Source organism: Aquibacillus rhizosphaerae, from assembly GCF_030282825.1.
Taxonomy (GTDB): Bacteria; Bacillota; Bacilli; order Bacillales; family Amphibacillaceae; genus Aquibacillus_C; species Aquibacillus_C rhizosphaerae.
Genome location: NZ_JASTZU010000007.1, coordinates 1 through 17,310, shown reverse-complemented (window position 1 = coordinate 17,310; position 17,310 = coordinate 1). Strand labels below are relative to the sequence as shown.

Annotated in this window: 19 protein-coding genes, 1 rRNA gene and 1 pseudogene; 18 read left to right on the top strand and 3 right to left on the bottom strand. The window is 34.6% G+C overall.

What is annotated here, in order from left to right:
• Nucleotides 1–97: ribosomal RNA gene (gene rrf / locus QQS35_RS01260) — 5S ribosomal RNA — on the top strand; the annotation flags it as partial.
• Between the two features lie 138 nt (nucleotides 98–235).
• Here rrf and QQS35_RS01255 read toward each other — a convergent pair.
• Together QQS35_RS01255 and QQS35_RS01250 are read right to left on the bottom strand one after the other, a co-directional pair.
• Nucleotides 236–610: pseudogene (locus QQS35_RS01255) on the bottom strand (transposase).
• Nucleotides 585–731, bottom strand: a complete 147-nt coding sequence (locus QQS35_RS01250) for a hypothetical protein (protein ID WP_285929904.1) — start codon at nucleotides 729–731, stop codon at nucleotides 585–587. Before QQS35_RS01250 ends, QQS35_RS01255 begins: the two are co-directional and overlap by 26 nt.
• Before the next feature lie 762 nt (nucleotides 732–1,493).
• On the opposite strand from QQS35_RS01250, the gene QQS35_RS01245 reads away from it, so the two are divergent.
• The 11 genes from QQS35_RS01245 (at nucleotide 1,494) to rsmI (ending at nucleotide 9,118) form a co-directional block, all read left to right on the top strand.
• Nucleotides 1,494–1,685 (top strand): sigma factor G inhibitor Gin, encoded by a 192-nt coding sequence (locus tag QQS35_RS01245; RefSeq protein WP_285929903.1) that lies wholly within the window; start codon nucleotides 1,494–1,496, stop codon nucleotides 1,683–1,685.
• A gap of 139 nt (nucleotides 1,686–1,824) precedes the next feature.
• Nucleotides 1,825–3,258: an aminotransferase class I/II-fold pyridoxal phosphate-dependent enzyme gene (locus tag QQS35_RS01240; protein ID WP_285929901.1), complete on the top strand. Its 1,434-nt coding sequence runs from the start codon at nucleotides 1,825–1,827 to the stop codon at nucleotides 3,256–3,258.
• A 19-nt stretch (nucleotides 3,259–3,277) separates the two neighbouring features.
• Nucleotides 3,278–3,913 carry a dTMP kinase gene (gene tmk, locus QQS35_RS01235; RefSeq protein ID WP_285929899.1) on the top strand — a complete coding sequence of 212 codons (636 nt, stop codon included), beginning with the start codon at nucleotides 3,278–3,280 and terminating at the stop codon, nucleotides 3,911–3,913.
• A 72-nt stretch (nucleotides 3,914–3,985) separates the two neighbouring features.
• Nucleotides 3,986–4,315 carry a cyclic-di-AMP receptor gene (locus QQS35_RS01230; RefSeq protein WP_285929898.1) on the top strand — a complete coding sequence of 110 codons (330 nt, stop codon included), beginning with the start codon at nucleotides 3,986–3,988 and terminating at the stop codon, nucleotides 4,313–4,315.
• A 31-nt stretch (nucleotides 4,316–4,346) separates the two neighbouring features.
• On the top strand, nucleotides 4,347–4,787 hold the full coding sequence (locus tag QQS35_RS01225; RefSeq protein ID WP_285929897.1) for a YaaR family protein: 441 nt from the start codon (nucleotides 4,347–4,349) through the stop codon (nucleotides 4,785–4,787).
• 94 nt (nucleotides 4,788–4,881) lie between these two features.
• Entirely contained in the window at nucleotides 4,882–5,868 is a 987-nt protein-coding gene (gene holB, locus QQS35_RS01220) for a DNA polymerase III subunit delta' (protein ID WP_285929896.1), read from the top strand.
• A 5-nt stretch (nucleotides 5,869–5,873) separates the two neighbouring features.
• Nucleotides 5,874–6,701 carry a PSP1 domain-containing protein gene (locus QQS35_RS01215; protein WP_285929895.1) on the top strand — a complete coding sequence of 276 codons (828 nt, stop codon included), beginning with the start codon at nucleotides 5,874–5,876 and terminating at the stop codon, nucleotides 6,699–6,701.
• Nucleotides 6,702–6,717: 16 nt separating this feature from the next.
• Nucleotides 6,718–7,065 carry a DNA replication initiation control protein YabA gene (yabA, locus tag QQS35_RS01210; protein ID WP_285929894.1) on the top strand — a complete coding sequence of 116 codons (348 nt, stop codon included), beginning with the start codon at nucleotides 6,718–6,720 and terminating at the stop codon, nucleotides 7,063–7,065.
• Between the two features lie 172 nt (nucleotides 7,066–7,237).
• On the top strand, nucleotides 7,238–7,987 hold the full coding sequence (locus QQS35_RS01205) for a tRNA1(Val) (adenine(37)-N6)-methyltransferase (protein ID WP_285929893.1): 750 nt from the start codon (nucleotides 7,238–7,240) through the stop codon (nucleotides 7,985–7,987).
• On the top strand, nucleotides 7,977–8,237 hold the full coding sequence (locus tag QQS35_RS01200; protein ID WP_285929906.1) for a GIY-YIG nuclease family protein: 261 nt from the start codon (nucleotides 7,977–7,979) through the stop codon (nucleotides 8,235–8,237). Before QQS35_RS01205 ends, QQS35_RS01200 begins: the two co-directional genes overlap by 11 nt.
• Nucleotides 8,238–8,245: 8 nt before the next feature.
• Nucleotides 8,246–9,118 (top strand): 16S rRNA (cytidine(1402)-2'-O)-methyltransferase, encoded by an 873-nt coding sequence (rsmI, locus tag QQS35_RS01195; RefSeq protein WP_285929892.1) that lies wholly within the window; start codon nucleotides 8,246–8,248, stop codon nucleotides 9,116–9,118.
• Between the two features lie 66 nt (nucleotides 9,119–9,184).
• Here the strand turns inward: rsmI and QQS35_RS01190 are convergent, their stop codons facing one another.
• Nucleotides 9,185–9,463, bottom strand: coding sequence for an AbrB/MazE/SpoVT family DNA-binding domain-containing protein (locus QQS35_RS01190; RefSeq protein ID WP_285929891.1), 279 nt, complete (start codon nucleotides 9,461–9,463; stop codon nucleotides 9,185–9,187).
• A 451-nt stretch (nucleotides 9,464–9,914) separates the two neighbouring features.
• Between QQS35_RS01190 and metG the strand changes: the two genes are divergently transcribed.
• From metG to yabG, 6 genes are all read left to right on the top strand, one after another.
• A complete protein-coding gene (gene metG / locus QQS35_RS01185; RefSeq protein ID WP_407933931.1) occupies nucleotides 9,915–11,858 on the top strand; it encodes a methionine--tRNA ligase in 1,944 nt (647 codons plus the stop codon).
• 78 nt (nucleotides 11,859–11,936) lie between these two features.
• Nucleotides 11,937–12,707: a TatD family hydrolase gene (locus tag QQS35_RS01180; RefSeq protein ID WP_285929889.1), complete on the top strand. Its 771-nt coding sequence runs from the start codon at nucleotides 11,937–11,939 to the stop codon at nucleotides 12,705–12,707.
• Between the two features lie 421 nt (nucleotides 12,708–13,128).
• Nucleotides 13,129–14,346: a G5 and 3D domain-containing protein gene (locus QQS35_RS01175; protein ID WP_285929888.1), complete on the top strand. Its 1,218-nt coding sequence runs from the start codon at nucleotides 13,129–13,131 to the stop codon at nucleotides 14,344–14,346.
• Nucleotides 14,347–14,511: 165 nt separating this feature from the next.
• Complete coding sequence (rnmV, locus tag QQS35_RS01170) at nucleotides 14,512–15,078, top strand: ribonuclease M5 (protein ID WP_285929887.1); 567 nt, start codon at nucleotides 14,512–14,514, stop codon at nucleotides 15,076–15,078.
• Nucleotides 15,065–15,940, top strand: a complete 876-nt coding sequence (gene rsmA / locus QQS35_RS01165; RefSeq protein ID WP_285929886.1) for a 16S rRNA (adenine(1518)-N(6)/adenine(1519)-N(6))-dimethyltransferase RsmA — start codon at nucleotides 15,065–15,067, stop codon at nucleotides 15,938–15,940. Before rnmV ends, rsmA begins: the two co-directional genes overlap by 14 nt.
• Before the next feature lie 135 nt (nucleotides 15,941–16,075).
• Nucleotides 16,076–16,939: a sporulation peptidase YabG gene (gene yabG / locus QQS35_RS01160; protein WP_285929885.1), complete on the top strand. Its 864-nt coding sequence runs from the start codon at nucleotides 16,076–16,078 to the stop codon at nucleotides 16,937–16,939.
• The last annotated feature ends 371 nt before the right edge of the window (nucleotides 16,940–17,310 follow it).

Genomic DNA, 17,310 nt, shown 5'->3' with positions numbered 1-17,310 from the left:
AGGCCACACCTGTTCCCATGCCGAACACAGTAGTTAAGCTCTCCAGCGCCCATGGTAGTTGGGGCTTTGCCCCTGCGAGAGTAGGACGCCGCTAGGCCAAAAGTAAACCCTTAAGAATATTGTTTCTTTAGGGTTTTTAACTGTTTAATAACACATTAGATTAATTTTTATAAATTTAAGGTTCTCTAGCAAATGTGGTGGTGTGATTCTCACTCCCCCACCTCTTTTTTTTCGTTTAAGCTAAAGCTCTTCTAACTTCTTGTCGCCATAGGATTTTCTTTTTTAATCGTTTGTAATTTTTTATCCCATAAGACATACGTTTCGATACTTTAATCATGTTGTTTACACCCTCAATATATCCATTATTAAAAGGATACATAGATGACTATATAATCTCTTGCTTCCAACGTTTAAATGTCTTCATCACCTTATGAAAAGCATCTATCTTAGAAACTTTCATAGCCATTAAACATTCTTCTAATCCTTTCGTTGCAGTAAATTCATCACTTTCTTTAAACCATTGATCTAGCTTATTTTTCAATTCATAGGCTTCTTGTAATTGAGGATGTACTGAAGTAGTTGATTTACCTTTTCTCGTTCTTCCTCTGATAACTTATAGGTTGATTTCCACAGTAATTTTTACTTCGTTTCATACGGATTCGTTCTTTTTTCTCTAGATTTCGTTGAACTTCAAGTCTAACTCCAACTAGTGCCCAATACACTTGTCGCATAAAGTGAAAACAATCCGCGATGATTAATGGATTTCCTAATGATTTACGCAAAGGCTTGTTTGAAAGACTTTGATAAATTCATGACAAAAATTTGAACATTACTTGTGTCACACGATTGTCAATAGGCCTTGATTGTATTTACCTAACATCCCCAATCTCTTTATTTTCCACGTCGGCAACCACAGTCTGAAACCTTTATCCACCTGCACAACCCTTGAATTCATCTATCGCTATTGCATGGGGAAGTATCTTTTTCGTATCTACTTGTTGTCTTTCAAAAATCCGCAATAACCGATTGGAACTCATTCCAGTTAACTGGAGCGCTAGTAAAAGAACCCACAGCTGTACACGTTAACGCAGTCGTTTGAATAGAGCTGGTACACCGTTGATAATGACTCACCATCTGAAGTTGTTCATAAAAAGTATAACTACAAGTTTTACACAAATAGCGTCTTTTTTTTAAGAGAAATTTATACAGGTTTATTGGACACAATTGGCCCTTCAATAAGGGGAATGAGTGTATTTTTTTGCTGTTCTTTACTCCCTTGATAGGACTGAGGACACCACCACATTTAGTATAGAACCTAAATTTAATTGCATTATTTTAAAAAAATATTTAAAAGTCTAAATAAGTACAAGTAAAATTATAACTGTACAAACAAGTTAGGAGGCAACTTTCCATAGAATAGAATATAACTATTTTAAAAGTCTTATGTATAGATAACGTTAGATTAGGAGATACTAACTAGCGGAGGTGGAGAAATGGAGATAATTAAAGAACAAAAAAGCTGTGGCATATGTGATGAAGAGAAAGAGAAAGGAATTTATCTATATAATTTATTTATTTGCTGCGAATGTGAACACAAGATGATTCATACAGAGCCAACAGAAGAGCAATACAAATATTACTTACAAAAGCTTAAACATATTAATCAACCAACTTTATATTCATAGATTTATTTAAAAACTCTTATCGTTTCCCCCCTACGATAAGGGTTTTTTTAGTAAGAATTGTTATAATAGATGTAGGTTAAGAAATAAAACACTATATTAGTAGAAGAATGTTTTATAGATCGAAAAGGGATGAAATTATATGAATGACAAAAACAAACATGCACCTTTATTTGAAAAATTAAAGTCCTTTTCTAGATTAGAATCAATGTCTTTTCATGTACCAGGACATAAAAACGGGAAGATATTTACTGATTTAGGGAAAAGAGAATATGAAAGTATTTTAAAGCTGGATATTACTGAACTATCTGGTTTAGATGATTTACATGCTCCAACTGGGGTAATAAAAGAATCCCAACAGCTTGCAGCCAGTTGGTTTGGTGCAGAACAAACCCATTTTTTAGTAGGGGGTAGCACAGTTGGTAACCTTGCAATGTTATTAGCAGTCTGTGCTCCAGGAGATCAGGTAATAGTTCAGAGAAATTGTCATAAATCTATCCTTAATGGGTTGGAGCTTAGTGGCGCAAGACCTATTTTTGTTGCACCGGTATTTGATGAACAAATAAATAGGTATACGGCTCCAACTAAAGCTATGATAAATGAAGCACTAAACGCACATCCTGATGCTAAAGCAGTCGTGTTAACGTACCCAGATTATTTTGGTTGTACATTTGATTTAGAAGAAATCGTACATGATGTACATCAATTCAATATACCTGTATTAGTGGATGAAGCGCATGGTGTACATTTTTCAGTAGGTAACATGTTTCCAAAAACTGCTTTAGAGCAAGGTGCTGATATAGTTGTTCAGTCAGCACACAAGATGGCCCCAGCGATGACGATGGCGGCATATTTACATGTGAAATCAAAGTTAATTCCGACTGATAAAGTAACTGGTTACCTTACTATGTTACAATCAAGCAGTCCATCTTATCCCATTATGGCAAGCCTAGATTTAGCTAGGTATTACTTAGAAATGATAAATAAAGACCAATTACAGTTATTGAACGAAAGTGTATTTGAATTTCGTGAATGTCTTGATAATAGCATTTTTTGGCATGTTGAAAGTAATGTTTTTGGTGTTAATGATCCTTTAAAGGTGACGATTCAAATGGAAAAAGGTATTAATGGCTTGGATGTAGCGAAGCTTTTCGAGCATGAAAAGTTATTTCCTGAATTAGCTACATATAATCAAATCTTATTTGTATTAGGACTAGAACCGTTTGAGGATTGGAATTGGTTAAATAATGCAGTACAAAAGATAAATGAACAATTAAAATTCGAGACTAAGCATGCTACAATAGAAAGTAAGATAGACTATTTCCCAGATACTATAAAGGGTCTTATATACTCTTACGAGGAAATGAAAAATAAAAAAACGATGTTTTTAAAATGGGACGATGTATTTGAACATGTTGCTGCAGAAGCTATTATCCCCTATCCACCAGGTATACCAATCCTTGTTAAGGGGGAAGTAGTAACGACCCAACACTTAAACATAATCAAGTATCTTTTGCTAAAAGGAACAAGTTTTCAAAATGTAAATATTAACTATGGCTTGAACGTATTTTTATAGGATAAAAAGGAGCATTACAGTGACCGGATACTTTATAACTTTTGAGGGTGGGGAGGGTGCAGGCAAGACCTCAATACTCCAACTAACAGCAAATAGGTTAAGGAAAGATGGCTATGATGTAATAACAACTCGAGAACCAGGAGGAATTGAAATAGCAGAAAAAATCAGAAGTATCATCCTTGATCCTGCACACACTGCAATGGATGGTAGAACAGAGGCTCTACTTTATGCGGCAGCAAGAAGGCAACACTTAGTAGAAAAAGTGCTTCCAGCATTAAGTAGTGGCAAACTCGTCTTGTGTGATCGATTTATTGATAGTAGCTTAACTTATCAAGGTTATGCACGTGAACTTGGTATGGACGAGGTTTATCAAATGAATCAATTTGCTATTGAAAATTGTATGCCCGATTTAACATTGTTTTTTGATATACAGCCGGAAGAAGGTCTGAAGCGTATTTTGGCGAATAAAAGTAGAGAGCAAAATCGTTTAGACTTGGAAAAGTTGAATTTTCACAAAAAGGTATATGAAGGGTATCAGTTGTTAATGGATAAATTTTCGAAGCGTATCTTTCAAATAGATGCTACACCAAGTATTAAAGAAGTTGAATTGGCAACTTACAACAGGATAAAAACTTTTATAAATTCAAAGAAATAACAAATTACTTCCTAGACAACTACAAGAGGAGATTCGAATATAATTAAAGTAAATGAAAAGGAGGCGAAATTTATGAAATTAATTTTAGCTGTGGTACAAGATAAGGATAGTAATCGTTTAGTAGATGCTTTAGGTGATTATGAATTTAAAATAACAAAGTTATCGACAACAGGCGGTTTTTTAAAAGAAGGTAACACAACCTTGATGATCGGTTGTAACGATGATTACGTGGATGATGCATTAAAAGTAATTCAAGATAATTGTAGTCAACGGGAACAAATGGTGGCCCCAATTTCTCCTATGGGTGGTAATGCAGATTCATACATTCCAAGACCTATTAATGTCGAGGTGGGAGGAGCTACTGTTTTCGTTTTACCTGTTGATTCTTTCTTTCAATTTTAAATTAATCTTGGGGCCCAAAGGGGATAATTAGATGAAAATTAATCATGATTTAAGATCTCAACTAGATTCGACTAAAAAGAATCCTCTTCAACAGACGAACAGTCCTAAAAATTTTGATAATATCATAGCAACCCAATCCCATAAGTTAAAAGATGCTGAACTTCAACAGTCTATGAAGGAACTAACTGCACAAGGGGAAAAGCTTGCTCGTTACCGTTCATTTAAAGACTTAGCTAAATATAAGCGTATGGTAAAAGATTTTGTTAAAGAAGCTGTTCAATATGGAATGGATTTAAAACAGTCCCATAGTTGGAATCTGGAAGGAAATAGTAGAAAATTAACATTAGTTGAGCAAGTGGATGAAAAGCTTGTTGAATTGACGGAATTAGTGATGAAGCAAGAAAAAAAATCAATTGGACTACTCGATGTCATTGGTGAAATAAAGGGTTTATTAATTAACTTATATTCATAAACAGACTCTCTAAAATATCAAAAGATCATTGTTTGGGGGAGATTCTTTCAAATCTCTCTCTTTTCCTCATGGTTTTAATAAAGGATGGAGCAATATGAATACATGGGCAGAAATGGCAACAGTACAACCATTAGTTAGTAAGATGCTAACGAATAGTATTAATAGAGAGCGTATTTCACATGCATATTTATTTCAAGGCTCAAAAGGTACTGGCAAACAGTCACTTGCGTTACTATTAACAAAGAGTATTTATTGTAAAAATAAAGAAAGTGGAGAACCTTGTAATCATTGTAAGGACTGTCATCGTATTGACACAGGGAATCACCCTGATGTACACCTAGTTAGTCCTGATGGTCAATCGATAAAAAAAGAGCAAATTCTACATTTGCAAAAGGAATTCACTTATACTGGATTAGAGTCAAATCGCAAAGTGTATATTATCGTTGATGCAGATAAGATGACTAATAATGCATCCAATCGCTTGCTAAAGTTTTTGGAAGAACCGAGTAAACTTACTACAGCAATGTTACTAACAGAAAATAGCCAATCTATTTTGCAAACAATACGATCACGGTGTCAAATCATGGCATTACAACCTTTAAATCCACTTAATATAGAGAAAAAATTACAAGTTGAGGGATTATCAGGGGAGAATGCTAAATTAATGGCAGCTTTAACAAATAATATTTCCGATGCAATTGAGTTAAGTAAGGATGAGTGGTTTGCTAATGCTAGAAAGTTAGTGGTACAATTGGTAGAAGTGCTCCAAGCTAAACCTGATGAATCTTTACTTTTTATTAATAATCAGTGGATGACACATTTTAAAGATCGTAACCAATTGCAGCAAGGATTAGACTTATTAATTATATGGTATAAAGACATCATTTATTACTATATAGGTAATGAGGAATTAATTGTTTTTATAAATCATCGAGATACTATAGTACAGTCCACCATGCACTGGTCAAGACAACATGCAACTAAATGCTTAAATAGCATTATGGAAGCTAGAAGAAAATTAGATCAAAATGTACATCCAACTTTAGTAATGGAGCAATTAACACTTCAAATGCAGAGGTGAAATAAATGGTAGAAGTGATTGGCGTCCGCTTTAAAAAAGCGGGTAAAATATATTATTTTGACCCGGGTCAAATGAAAATCGTTAAAGACGATTATGTGATTGTCGAAACGGTTAGAGGTATAGAGTTTGGTAAGGTAGTAATATCGAATAAAAAGGTTGATGAAGAGGATGTTGTGCTTCCTTTAAAGAAAGTCATCCGATTAGCAAATGAAAAAGATAAATTGTCTGTTGCTGAAAATCAAGAAAATTCTCAAGAAGCATATCGAGTTTGTCAGGAAAAGATACAACAACACAATTTAGATATGAATCTAGTGGATGTAGAGTATACGTTTGATCGCAACAAAGTTATCTTTTACTTTACCTCAGATGGAAGGGTAGACTTCAGAGACCTTGTAAAAGATCTTGCATCTATATTTAAAACCAGGATAGAGCTGAGACAAATAGGTGTCCGCGATGAGGCAAAGCTATTAGGAGGCATTGGCCCTTGTGGACGTATGCTATGTTGTTCAACCTTTTTAGGTGATTTTGAGCCTGTATCAATTAAAATGGCAAAAGATCAAAATCTATCATTGAATCCTGCAAAAATCTCAGGGCTTTGTGGTCGATTGATGTGTTGTTTAAAATATGAAAATGATGACTATGAAACAGCTAAAAAGCAACTTCCAGATTTAGGCGAGCATGTTAAAACGCCTTATGGTAAGGGGAAAGTAGTCGGATTAAATATTCTAGAACGCATTATTCAAATTGAAATTCCTGATAAAGAAAAAGTGATAGAATACACCTTAGATGAGCTTATAAATGAGGGAGTTATCAATACGCAAGCCACGGAATAATGGGGTGGAAGGTAGCGTGAATAAAAAAGAAGTTTTTGAACAAGTGTCCTATATGGAGGAGCAAATTGGTCAACTTTATCAACAACTAGGTGATTTGAAAAATCACCTTAGTGAACTTCTAGAGGAAAATCATCGACTTGCAGTAGAAAATCATCATCTACGTAATCGACTTGACGGTAGCCAAGAAGGCAATCAAATTGCAGCAGAGGATATTGATGGCAAGGATAACTCCGTGGGTGAAGGGTACGATAATTTAGCAAGGCTTTATGAAGAAGGCTTCCATATTTGTAATGTTCATTTTGGGAGCCCAAGACAAGATGAAGATTGTTTGTTTTGTTTATTGTTTTTAAACAAAACAAAGTAGATATGTTTTTAAGAACATACTAATAACGAAGTATCCTCATTAGTAGGACTGGCTATCCAAGGTTTATAGACAAACCTTCTTGAGTCAGTCCTTTTGTTTGGTTAATATTAAGCTAGAATTACAAACAATCAAGATTGTCATAATATAGAAAGTGGAGAAGGGGATAGAGTTTATGGCTGATTTAAAAGGGGACGAGCGGCTTGATTTTTTGCTTGCTGAGGAAAATATGCGGATTATACAAAGTCCAACAGTTTTTGCTTTTTCGCTAGATGCTGTCCTCCTCGCAAATTTTACCTATGTTCCTCTAAATAAAGGAAAAATTATTGATTTATGTACGGGTAATGGAGTTATACCACTGCTATTAAGTAGAAAGTCCAATGTTCCAATAATAGGAGTGGAAATACAAGCTCGTCTTTATGATATGGCTATACGAAATGTAAAAGTAAATAAATTAGAAACACAATTAAAGATGATTCATGGTGATTTAAAGGATATGCCTGCTCGGTTTGGTAATGACAAATTTGATCTGGTGACGGTGAACCCGCCCTATTTTAAAACGCCAAACAAAAGGGAACAAAACAAAAATGATTTCTTAACTATAGCTAGGCATGAGATTCACTGCACATTAGAAGAGGTTGTAATAGCGTGTAGTAAATTGGCTAAGTCAGGTGGTAAAGTTTCTATGGTTCATCGTCCTAATCGACTGGTGGAGATATTATCTTTGTTTCAGAAGTATAAAATTGAACCTAAAAGGATGCGATTGGTATATCCGAAAGTAGGAAAAGAGGCCAATACATTATTAATCGAAGGAGTCAGGGATGGTAGTCCAGATTTGAAAATTCTTCCTCCATTATATGCTTTTGATGAAAATGGAAATTATTCAAGTGAGTTAGAGGAAATTCTATATGGAAATAACAAGTAATCACTTTGTTTACATATTAAAGTGTAAAGATGGTTCACTATATACAGGTTATACAAATAATTTAGAGCGAAGATTAAAAATGCATCTTTCCTGTAAAGGTGCTAAATTTACAAGAGGAAGAGGGCCATTCACAATGGTGTACTCCAAACAGTTTGCAACCAAAAAAGAAGCAATGAAGTTTGAATATAAGATAAAGAGATTGAAGCGAAAAGAAAAGGAAATGATGGTTAATTCTTATCAGGAAGGGTAGGATGGTAGATGAAGACGCAAAGTAGCTTCCAAGGCATAACATCAGCAGGAACATTGTTTGTTGTGCCTACTCCAATAGGTAACTTAGAAGACATTACAATCCGTGCTTTAAATACGTTGAAATCAGTAGAAATCATTGCCGCTGAAGATACAAGAAACACAAAAAAATTACTGAACCACTTTGAAATCGAAAAAAGACTGGTTAGTTATCATGAACATAATAAACAAATACGAGAGTCAAAGTTACTCGAAATCCTTAACGAAGGAAATGATATTGCACTAGTTAGTGATGCAGGTATGCCTGGAATATCTGATCCTGGGTATGAAATAATTAAAACAGCTATTGAAGAAGAAATACCGGTGGTAGTATTACCTGGAGCCAATGCGGCGATATGTGCCTTAGTAGGATCGGGTCTTTCAACCGATGAATTTTATTTTTATGGTTTCTTACCTAGAAAGAAAAAGAATCGAGACGAGGAACTAGAGCGGTTACGTATTATAAAAGCTACTTTAGTCTTTTATGAATCACCACATCGTTTATTAGATACATTGCAGTACCTACATGAACATCTGGGTGATCGAAGCATTTCAATTGTACGTGAATTATCCAAGCGGTTTGAAGAGTATATAAGAGGAACATTATCAGAAGTTCAGGACTGGGCTCTAGAGGCAACAATCAAAGGGGAGTTTTGTATTGTTGTTGATGGAAATAAGGAAGAAATACAAGACCAACCGCAGTGGTGGAATAACTTAAGTATAAAACAACATGTAGATCACTATGTCGAAATAAAAGGTATAAGGAGTAAGGATGCAATTAAAAGAGTCGCAGATGAAAGAAAGCAGTCTAAAAGAGATGTATATCAAGCGTATCATGTTGATTAGGAGTAGTAGGAAATAAATATACACAATAAAAGACCCTTACCAAATTAATTGGAAAGGGGAATCAGGTTATTTATTAAAACGTGATTGTATTTCTTCTATTAGTGATTTTGCACCTTCAGGACTTAGAACAAGTTTACCGTCAGCAAGTGATAAATTATCATCAGATACTTCACCTGTAACTTGGCAAGTCATACTTGGTTTATATTTCTTTAACACAATCCTATCATCATCAACATAAATTTCAAGCGCATCTTTTTCATTAATTCCTAGTGTACGTCTAAGTTCTATTGGTATTACAACACGACCTAATTCATCAACCTTACGAACAATACCAGTCGATTTCATTTATCCAAACTCCCCTTTTTTAAAAAAATTTCGTCATTATTCGACAACTTTATTAATAGTCTACCAACGATTGCCATATGTGTCAATTGGTTTTTGATATTATTGCATATTTTCAGGAAAGTTACCACTAAAAAGTATTGATAAACGTTATCTTAAAGGTTTAATTTTCCTTTTTGGTAAACTTAGTCACTTGAATGTTGATTAAATTCGACAATTTTTTCATTGTATAATGTCGAAAAAAAGTATAACAGTTATATTTACCCAGGTATAATTATCTTATGTTAACTATGTTCAAGACTATTTAAATAGAGTATATAAACTTTTATAGTGTGGATTGTTTTAAAATATGGAAATATAATTAGAAAATCGCTACAATGTAAACAGACTATTTATCAAAACGCTTGTCGAATAATTACATGGTGTACATATAGAGGAGGTAATATAAGTGCCAATTGAAAAAAAGACTTTTTACTTAACAACACCAATTTATTATCCTAGTGGTAATTTACATATTGGGCATGCCTATAGCACAGTCGCAGGGGATGTAATGGCAAGGTATAAACGTTTGCGTGGATATGACGTTATGTACTTAACAGGTACAGATGAACATGGCCAAAAAATTCAAAAAAAAGCAGATGAAAATGGTGTTACACCGCAAAAATATGTCGATGAAATTGTAAGTGGTATCAAAGACTTGTGGGAGAAATTAGATATATCCTATGATGATTTCATACGAACAACAGAAGAACGTCATAAAAAAGTAGTAGAGAAAATTTTTGCTCAGCTTTTAGAACAAGGAGATATCTATTTAGATGAGTATGAGGGAAGCTACTGTACGTCATGTGAATCATTCTTCACCGAAAGACAATTAGAAAATGGTAACTGCCCAGATTGTGGTGGACCTGTTGAGAATGTAAAAGAAGAGTCCTACTTTTTTAAGATGAGTAAATACGTAGATCGACTATTAGCTTATTATGAAGAAAACCCTGAGTTTATTCAACCTGAAAGCAGAAAAAATGAAATGATTAATAATTTCATTAAACCAGGGCTTGAGGATCTTGCAGTTTCTCGAACTACATTCGATTGGGGAATAAAAGTTCCTGGAAACCCTAAACATGTGATTTATGTTTGGATTGATGCATTATCAAACTATATAACAGCATTAGGTTATGGAACAGATGATGATGAAAAGTACCAGAAATATTGGCCGGCAGATGTACACTTAATGAGTAAAGAAATTGTGAGATTCCATACGATTTATTGGCCAATTATGTTAATGGCATTAGATTTGCCTTTACCTAAAAAGGTTTTTGCACACGGGTGGATTTTGATGAAAGATGGAAAAATGTCGAAATCCAAAGGAAACGTTGTTAATCCCATTGATTTAACTGACCGTTATGGTCTTGACTCGCTTCGATATTATTTACTTAGAGAGGTTCCTTTTGGGTCTGATGGTGTATTTACACCGGAAGGGTTCGTTGAGAGAACTAATTATGACTTAGCAAATGATTTAGGGAATCTAGTTAACCGTACAGTGGCGATGGTAGTAAAATACTTTGATGGTAAAATACCTGCATTTACTTTATCAGAGGATGAGTTTGATAAACATATCGAAGAACTAGGTATTGAAACTGTCAAAAAGGTTGAAGATGCTTTAGAAAATATGGGTTTTTCTGTCGCATTAACTTCTATTTGGCAATATATAAGTAGGACCAACAAGTATATTGATGAGACAAAACCATGGGTATTAGCTAAAGATGATGTAAATAAAGATCGTCTTGGCAATGTAATGGCTCATTTAGTCGATTCATTACGTCGTATTGCTATACTACTAAGACCTTTCTTAACAGAAACGCCTAATAAGATATTTCAACAGATTGGTGTCGAAAATGAACAGGATAAAGAATGGGAAAGCCTGGTGGATTTTGGTGTTGTTATAGAAGGAACTTCAGTAAGCAAGAAAGACCCTATCTTCCCACGTCTGGATGCTGAGGAAGAAGTTCAAATTATTAAAGATATGATGAAAAAACCTGTATCAAAACAAGAAGAAACTGAACAACAAGTAAAAGATGAAGTTACATTTGAGGAGTTCATGAAATTAGACCTTCGTGTTGCAGAAGTCCTAAAAGCAGAAAAAATGAAGAATGCTGACAAGTTGCTACGAATTCAATTAGATTTAGGTAGTGAAAAAAGACAAGTAGTTTCGGGAATTGCGGAGCATTATAGTCCAGAAGAATTAACCGGTAAAAAAGTTATCTGTGTCACAAACTTAAAACCTGTAAAACTTCGTGGCCAGCTTTCTCAAGGAATGATTTTATCTGGAGAAGATGAATCAGGTAGACTAGTTCTTGCAACAGTGGAACAAAACCTGCCAAACGGGTCCATTGTGAAATAAGTAATGAAACGCTTATCCATTTGAATGATGTGGTAGGCGTTTTTCCTTTTAAAGATATAAGAAGTGGAGGAACATAGTATGCTTTTTGATACACATGTACATTTGAATGTAAGTCAATTTGATGAAGACCGTGAAGAAGTAATGGCTCGTGCAAATGAAGCGGGTGTTAAATTTATGGTTGTTGTTGGCTTTGATCATGAAACGATACCTAAGGCAATTGAACTAGCAGAAGCTAATGAATTTATATACGCTGCTGTTGGTTGGCATCCTGTAGATGCCGTCGATATGACTGATAAAGAACTTAAATGGTTGGAACAATTAGCGGCTCATCCTAAAGTTGTTGCATTAGGAGAAATGGGTCTAGACTATCATTGGGATAAATCACCAAAAGAAGTACAAAAAGATGTATTTCGCAAACAAATCCAATTAGCTAAAAAGGTTAACATGCCTATAATCATCCATAACCGTGAAGCGACAGAAGATATTATACAAATCTTACAAGAAGAAAAGGCTGAAGACGTTGGTGGTATTATGCATTGTTACAACGATTCAACAGCCTATGTTCAAGCGTGCCTTGATATGAATTTTTATATATCACTAGGAGGGCCAGTAACATTTAAGAATGCAACGATGCCAAAAGAAGTAGCTAAAGAAGTTCCATTAGACCGATTATTAATTGAAACAGATTGCCCTTTTCTTGCACCACATCCTAACCGTGGTAAGAGAAATGAACCAGCCTATGTTAAGTTGGTAGCTGAACAAATTGCCAATTTGAGAAATATCTCTATAGAAGAAGTTAGTGAAGCAACAACAAATAATGCTTTAAACTTATTTAACATTAAATTATAGAGAATTAGTTTATTAAGAATATCAGAGGAGATTCCTATCGAAGGGAACTCCTCTAATTTAATTTAACGATTAGTTTATTCAAGAGTTAAGAAAGCAAAAAAAAACGTAGATGTAAGCTAAACACCTACCCCACCCGAGGTCTAAAGACAAACATCTTTGTGGTAAAGAGGACAACATAGATATGTGTTTTAATTGCCTAGATAAAGCTACAAAGGTGCTTGCAACAGACTTAACCTTTATTTCATTTTATATTTTCTAAGCATGTAATCTATTTTTAATGTTTTTGAAATATTTTAACCAAAAGTAGCTATAAGCGTTGTTGTAAAAGGATTCCTGGCTAATTTAATGTACGAAACATCATTTGACAGTCAATTATGGTATTACTATAATACAACAGCGGGAATAAAGGAGGCAAACGAGCATGAAAAACTTTTCAAAGCTATTGCCGGCATTAAACAAAAAGCTGGTTTTACCTATTGTCACAGTAATTGCTTTATTACTTTTAGTGGGATTAGGAACCTACCAAGTTACAAAAGCACAAGTTACAGTCATTCAGGATGGAGAAGTTATAACTGTACGCACACATGCAGAAACAGTTGATGAACTACTTAATGATCTAGAAATCGAAGTGGAAGAATATGATTCCCTTTCACATGCCAAAGACGCACTAATACAATCCGATATGGAAATCAAATATGAAAAAGCAAAACAAATCATAGTAACAATAGATGGCGAAGACGAAGCGTATTACTCAACAGTTGATACGGTAGGTGATTTTCTAACTGAAAACAAGTTGGAAATAAGTGAACACGATGAGCTGTCAGTTGGAAAAGATAAGGGACTTGAAGATGGCCTGAATATCAGTATTAAAAAGGCATATCAAGTTACGGTTAACGACGGTGGTGAAGAAAAGGAAGTTTGGACCACTGGAGGTACCGTCAATGACTTATTAACTAGCGAAAAAATAGAACTCGGTGATTTAGATAGGTTAGAACCTAAAGAATCAGATAAGCTTTCGAAAGAATCTACAATACAGATTACACGTGTAGAAAAGGTGACTGATGTTGTAGAGGAAACGATAGATTATTCCGTAGTTACTAAAAGTGACAGTTCATTAAATAAAGGAAAAGAAAAAGTTGTTTCTTCAGGAGCAGAAGGCTTAGTAGAGAAACATTACGAAGTTGTACTTGAAAATGGTGAAGAAGTATCCCGTGAGTTAGTGAAAGAAGAAGTTAAAAAAGAAAGTGAAGAGCGTGTTGTTGCGGTTGGTACAAAAGTAATTCCAAAAACAAATACAAGTGCCAATACTGGCAGTAATACAGTATCCCGAGGAGATAGCAATAGCAGTTCTAAAACACTTTATATGAATGCAACAGCATATACTGCTAATTGTAATGGGTGCTCAGGGATAACTGCAACAGGGATTGATTTAAACAGTAATCCCAATGCTAAAGTTATTGCTGTAGATCCAAGTGTCATTCCACTCGGTACGAGAGTATGGGTAGAAGGATATGGCAATGCAATTGCTGGTGATACAGGTGGAGCAATCAATGGAAACAAAATTGATTTACACGTAGCTTCTAAAAGTGAAGCGTATAGTTTTGGTTCTAGGAATGTACAAGTGAAAATTTTAGATTGATATCTTTAAAAAGCTCTTGCCATAATGGTAAGAGCTTTTTTTTTCATGAAGCTGGCACTTTTTACTATATTACAATACGATAGAAAGTGTGCATATACAGAGAAACTATACTTCATATAGAATTGATTTATAATTAGGGGCATGGATTAAGATGGAGGAATAACATTGAAAGTTAAAGAGATAATCGTTGTAGAAGGAAAAGATGATACGGCAAAGATAAAACAGGCCGTTGATGCAGATACAATAGAAACAAATGGATCAGCTATTAACGCTGATATTATTAAACAGATAAAGCATGCTAATGAAATAAGAGGTGTAATCATTTTTACTGATCCAGATTACCCTGGAGAGCGAATAAGACATATTGTATCCAATTCCGTTCCGGGTTGTAAGCATGCCTTTTTGTCAAAAGCAGAAGCAAAAGCAAAACATGATAAAGGAATTGGTATAGAGCATGCTTCTTTAGCGACAATACGACAAGCGCTTGCTAGTGTTTATGAATTAAGCAGTGGATATAATAATGAACTTACAAAAGAAGATTTACTTGCATGTGGCTTACTAGGTGGACCAAAAGCAAAAGATAGGAGACAAAAATTAGGATTAGAACTCCGCATTGGCTATACGAACGGGAAGCAACTACTAAAAAGACTTAATATGTTTCATATTACAAAAGCAACTTTTAAGCAGACGATAGAGCGAATTGTACAGGAGGAAAAAAATGAACAACAATAAAGCAATTGCAACACCAACAAAAACAAAAGAGATTCTAAATAAATATGGATTTTCCTTTAAGAAAAGCTTGGGACAAAACTTTCTAATCGATGTAAATATTCTAGAGAAAATTATAGAAGTTGCTGGAATAGATAAAGAGATAGCTGCTATCGAAATTGGGCCAGGGATGGGTGCGTTAACAGAACAGCTTGCGATTCACTCAAGTAAAGTGGTTGCCTTTGAAATTGATCAACGGCTAGTTCCTATTTTAGAAGACACATTACAAAGTTATACGAATATTGAAATCGTTAATGAAGATATATTAAAAGCAGATATTAAAAGTGTTATGAAAAAGTTTTTTAAAGAAGGCCAAGAAGTAAAAATTGTTGCAAACTTGCCTTATTATATAACTACACCAATACTTATGAATTTACTTATGGAGCAATTACCTGTTTCTAGTATTACGGTAATGATTCAAAAAGAAGTGGCCGATCGGATGGCTGCCGAACCCAATACAAAAAGTTATGGTTCTTTGTCTATTGCGATTCAATATTATACTCATGCAAAAGTAGCCGTAAACGTACCTAAGACTGTTTTTATGCCGCAACCAAATGTTGATTCTTCTGTGTTACATTTATCACTAAGAGAAACGCCTCCGGTAACAGTGAAAGATGAATCTTTCTTCTTTACGTTAGTTCAAGCGTGTTTTGCACAGAGAAGAAAAACACTACGTAATAATTTAGCAAGACACTTTTCTGATACGTTAACCAAGGAACAAATAGAAAGTAAATTACAACTAGCCGGGATTGATGGAACAAGAAGAGGAGAATCTTTGAATATGAATGAATTTGCAGATTTAGCAAATTCATTTTACCCAGCATAATAGAATTTTCTTTTAGGGGTGTGTATAGTAAGGAACAAGTTTTTCATCTCAACATAGGCTATTTTATAACGATAATAGCATACTCGAATTAATTATTATGTAAAAATACGAACGGTCTATGTGTGAGGTGAAAAAATGAATCTAAGTACGGGTGAATTAGTAACACGCGCGTCTTATAAACATGATATCTTGTTTCGGATTATTAATATTCATAACGACACGGTATTGCTTCACGGGGAAGATATCCGCTTAGAAGCAGATGCACATGTCGAAGACCTTGAAAAAGTCGAAGAAAGAGACTTAGAAAAAAGAAGAAAGAGTATTAAAGAAAAAGAAGACTATTCCTATCGTTTATTCCGTCAAGATTATCAGCTGATGAAAGAAAAACGAGAATACGAATCTACTGCTGGTTATCATCAACCAACAAATTACTTTCAAATTCCTGCTAGGGTTCTCCATTTAGATGGTGACCGATTATATTTAAAAAAGTGTATTGATTTATACCAACGAATAGGTTTGCAAGTTCATGGTGTGCATTTAAACGAAAAAGAAATGTCATTAGAAATTGGTTCTTTGGTAAAGAAAATTCAACCTGATATCATTGTAATTACAGGCCATGATGCATTTTCAAGAAATAATGGAGATAAAAATGATATCCGAGCTTACCGTCACTCCAAATACTTTGCTGAGACGGTAAGGGAAGCAAGAAAGGTGATCCCAAATTTAGATCAACTTGTTATTTTTGCAGGTGCCTGTCAGTCACATTTTGAGTCGTTAATAAGGGCAGGTGCAAACTTTGCCAGCTCACCATCAAGAATTAATATACACGCCTTAGATCCAGTCTATATAGCAGCTAAAATTGCATATACGCCATTTATGGATAAGGTGGGGGTTTACGATGCACTTAGAAATACGTTAACAGGTGATAAAGGCCTTGGTGGTGTGGAAACAAGAGGTTTGCTTCGTACAGGTATGCCCTATATTGATCAATCAAATTAATTAAACAAATAACCGTATTTCTTTAACCTTAAGTAAATACGGTTATTAAGCTTAAATTAAAGCTATTTTAGTAAGTATTGTTGTTACGTCGTACTTGATATAAAGTCCGCATTAAGTATTCTAAACTTTTGTTGAACTCTTTTCGGTGGCAATGATGATGGAGTCTTTATACTCCGTTCCGGCAGAATTCTCCGCTTTCCACGGGCACGGCTTCAGCTAACTCAGAAGGAGATCGCTTCTGAGTGGATCTTCAGCTCGTGGGACTGCGATTACTCGCCCCACCCTAAAACATTCGCTGTTCCCGTAGGACAAGGAAAACTACTTGAATCCACATCGCACGATGAAAATCGATTTATATTTTCGAGGAGTCT